Source organism: Bacillus sp. P4_D3 (genome assembly GCF_056401855.1).
This window is the reverse complement of sequence record NZ_JBFUIN010000326.1, coordinates 1-3,631: the sequence shown is the minus strand read 5'-3', so window position 1 is coordinate 3,631 and position 3,631 is coordinate 1. Positions and strand designations below refer to the sequence as shown.

Annotated in this window: 5 protein-coding genes and 1 pseudogene; all 6 read right to left on the bottom strand. The window is 33.2% G+C overall.

Annotated features, from left to right (window positions below; all coding sequences use genetic code 11):
* On the bottom strand, positions 1–449 hold a 449-nt coding region (locus AC1DTM_RS20390; protein ID WP_477000741.1), incomplete at its 3' end, for a cupin domain-containing protein.
* 140 nt (positions 450–589) lie between these two features.
* Complete coding sequence (locus AC1DTM_RS20385) at positions 590–1,522, bottom strand: aminoglycoside phosphotransferase family protein (RefSeq protein ID WP_477000740.1); 933 nt, start codon at positions 1,520–1,522, stop codon at positions 590–592.
* 11 nt (positions 1,523–1,533) lie between these two features.
* Positions 1,534–1,680: pseudogene (locus tag AC1DTM_RS20380) on the bottom strand (VOC family protein); the annotation flags it as partial.
* Positions 1,681–1,723: 43 nt separating this feature from the next.
* On the bottom strand, positions 1,724–2,359 hold the full coding sequence (locus AC1DTM_RS20375; RefSeq protein WP_002158023.1) for an HAD family hydrolase: 636 nt from the start codon (positions 2,357–2,359) through the stop codon (positions 1,724–1,726).
* Positions 2,360–2,465: 106 nt separating this feature from the next.
* Positions 2,466–3,053, bottom strand: coding sequence for a YpjP family protein (locus AC1DTM_RS20370; protein WP_477000739.1), 588 nt, complete (start codon positions 3,051–3,053; stop codon positions 2,466–2,468).
* Between the two features lie 283 nt (positions 3,054–3,336).
* A partial coding sequence (locus AC1DTM_RS20365; protein ID WP_477000738.1) for an ABC transporter permease occupies positions 3,337–3,631 on the bottom strand: 295 nt, incomplete at its 5' end.

The window sequence follows — 3,631 nt, the reverse complement described above, 5'->3', positions numbered from 1 at the left end:
CTATTAATTTTTATGTAACTTAAATCATCAGAATTTGCGACTAACTCCTTTAATTCATAAAATATTTGCTGGAGGTTAGTTTTCTGAACAACTGATTCTTTTATATTAAATCTATATTTATCAAAATCTCCATTTACCTCTTTAAGAAATTCATAAGAAATAATTAACATCATTACTGCACAACTTGTATTTTCAACTTTTTCGAATTCATGAACATCGCCACTATTTACAAAAATAAATTCGCCAGCGGATACTTTCTTTTTTTGCCCATTCACATACAAGAAAACTTCTCCATATACGACTAGGCTAATTTCAATACTTCTATGCCAGTGAGGAGGAATATAATAGTGAAAACCAGTAGGTAGCATTGTGTCCTCTATATATTCAACCATTCCTGGAATTCTATCGCGTAATTTTATTTCTTCATATTTGCCTTGCCTGATTTTCAATAGTCCACCCCCTTTTTATATTATAAAGTAGACGTCAAGGTTTTCATTCCTTCATAAAAAAACTACATATATAGTATGTAAAGAGATTATCTCATGAGTTATTTACAAATAGCAGGTGTGAGATCTCTCACCTGCTATCCTTATTTTCTATTCATTATTTCACCATCAAACCAAATTGGCTTTGATAACTCAAAGTCTTTATGATCCTCTAAAACTATAGTAAGACGTTCTAACGTATCATCTAACATATGCGGCGCTGCTCGTAAACACCAAACAACTGAAGAGAAAACCGTCATGCCAACGTACACCGCATATAATTTCCAAAACTCCTCTGGTATTCTACCATTAAAGTATCCTTCTATTTGTCCGATTGAATACGGGATACTAATGTCCCTTGCAAATAGTGCAATTTTTACGAAATCATGAAGTGGGTCGCCCCAATCATAACCATTAAAATCAATAACACCTACATATTTCCCATCCCGCACAATTATATTTTCTAAATGAAAATCATCGTGTTGAAATCGATTTGGGCGATTTTGTACATACATTTCATTTTCATCTATAAACTTAATAATTTTATCATCATTTTTTATTTTTATTCCACATGTTTTATATGCCTCTAAATATTTTCGATGTTTTTTCATTGCTCTTTCATACCATGGGAGTATATCCTTAGGAGCTTCATGTGTATGCATTGTTGCTAAGTCTTTTCCTGCTTCTATACCAATATTATATTGTTCTCTTGGCGTATATGTAGGTAACAGATTCTTCGCATCTTCCCCTTCTAAATATGAAAAAACACTATAGCATAAACCTACTTCTTCCAACATACCGAGTTCAATCGGTCTTTGTGCTTGTACGTTTCGTTTTTGCATTTCTTTTAAAATTTGAAACTCTATTTTCTTTCTTTCATACTCTTTTATATTGCCTGCCCGTAATAAATATTTGTCATCATCAGTAGTCGTAATAATATATTTTTTATCAGGAGAGAAACCTCTAGAGATTTCTTCAATGTTTGCGGCATTTTTTACTATTTGTATACTGTTTTTCCACGTTGTAATTATCTTCATGTCTATTCTCCTTACATTTCTGTATTCGGTGTATACGCAACCTCTACAATAAAGCCATTCGGGTCATAAAAGTCTATTGTATAACCATCCGAATAATGATTCATTTCAATAGGACTACGTATAACCTTCACCTTATTACCCGCAAGAAACTTTGCAACCCAAAATTCAATATGATGAATACCTGCTCGAAGTTTATTTATATTAAGAATGTGCTGCCTGTACTACTTGCACAATTTCCCCTGGCGTATTAACCATGTAATCTGGCGCGTCTCCTTTTACCGTCTCAATTACGTCATACCCCCACGAAACCCAAATCACATTCACACCAGCTTTTTTACAAGCTGCAATATCACGTTGTTCATCACCGACATACAACATATCTTGTTCTGTTAGCTTTTTCGACTTTAAAAATCTTTTTATCATTTTATCTTTACCAAACAAATTTTTAGAACAATACACTTCTTGAATATTTTCTATTCTATTATTACGTAAAAATGCCCTAATATGCTCTTCTGAGTTCGAAGATATAACCGCAATCCCGTAGCCTTTTTTATGTAATTCATCTAAAACATCCTTCATCCCATGGAATAAAACGAGATCTTTTATAGCAGGTTGATATAATTTATAAAACTCTAACGCTAATATCGGTAATTTATACAGTGGTACATCGAGTTGTTTACATCTTTCAGCAATAGTCAGTTTTCGTAAAGGCTCGATTTCTTCCTCACTAACTGTCTTATATCCATGCTTTTCAGCAAGTTGATTATAAATTGGTACAAATATATTTTGTGAATCTACTAACGTGCCATCAAAGTCAAAAACAATGTATTTTTGCATTCCCAGACTCCCTTTGTTTTTTTCCTAAACCTATGTTATTCAACAGCATAAATGTCTTACCCTTTCATACACATAAAAAAAGAACAAGATTTTCTCTTGTTCTTCATTAAGACAACCATTTCGGCGGTACATTCGTATTCCAATAAATATTTCCTAACTCATGGTGTCCTGAGTATCCATCATCAAAACGATGATAGTGGAAATTAAAATAATATCCATCTTGCGGTGGATGATCTCTCCTTACATGAAATCGCAGTAAGTCATTTCCTGATTTCGTGTCATAAACATGAAAAATCTTTTCATTATTTCCGCCAGCTGGTCTTTGAGAAATCGCTAATGATTGTAACGATTCTTCTGGTACATCATTTGCAAGTTCCGCAATTGCCTCTTCAATTTTAGGTAATACAACATCTTTAAATTCATCTTCAATTACAGGCCCAATTTTAGAGCCAAATTTTTGCATAGATTGCTTCTCTGCTTCTTGCATCGCATAGTTAACAAAAGTATCGGTGGTTAAMCTATCATTCGTTTCTTCATATGTATAGGACGTACTCTCCAAATTTTGTTGCCCAGCTGTGCTCGTAGGCTTGTCCGCAGCTTTGGCATTATCAAGTAATATGGAAGGAGGCGTCACTAAACCAAACGTAAATACGGTAATTAATGCGACTAAGGTTTTTCTAAACCAATTTGGCATTTATGTTCCCTCCCCTTTCACTCATTATATTTTATTTAACGGTTGTTTCTTCTATTATACAAAATGATTRTAATTTTTGCACTTTACAAATTTGTTAACGTTCACATATTTTTCACTTGAATATGAAATTGTAAGATTTCATACACTAGAAATACAACAACAATGAGGAGGCGATCAAATGACTTTAGATGTCATATATTCCGCCGCAAGCATACTCGTTTTAGTATATTTTATTTATCAGTGTGTTACAGACTAGAAAAAAGAGCCATTTCCGGCTCTTTTTCTATGGTAAAAATACAATCCAACCAATGAATACTATAAAAATAACTCCAATAATTACTGCTGGCAATAAATAAAACTGTGAGAGGATGACTGTTCCATACATAAATACGACTGGAAGGAGCAAATAACGATCCGCCTTCCACCTTAATAATAGTAATTCTCCTTCATCACAATATAAATGTAGAAACATTTTCTTCGTAAATTCATTCCAATAATCACGCGCATAGAGAGAAATAGCAACTATAGCAAATACAAGAATAATAGCTGTTATCCACTGCGGAGTCACGATAATACTT

What these genes read in the sequence shown, in the direction of transcription:
- AC1DTM_RS20385 (WP_477000740.1), bottom strand. Translation starts at nt 1,522, where the DNA reads ATGAAGATAATTACAACGTGGAAAAACAGTATACAAATAGTAAAAAAT.
- AC1DTM_RS20375 (WP_002158023.1), bottom strand. Translation starts at nt 2,359, where the DNA reads ATGCAAAAATACATTGTTTTTGACTTTGATGGCACGTTAGTAGATTCA.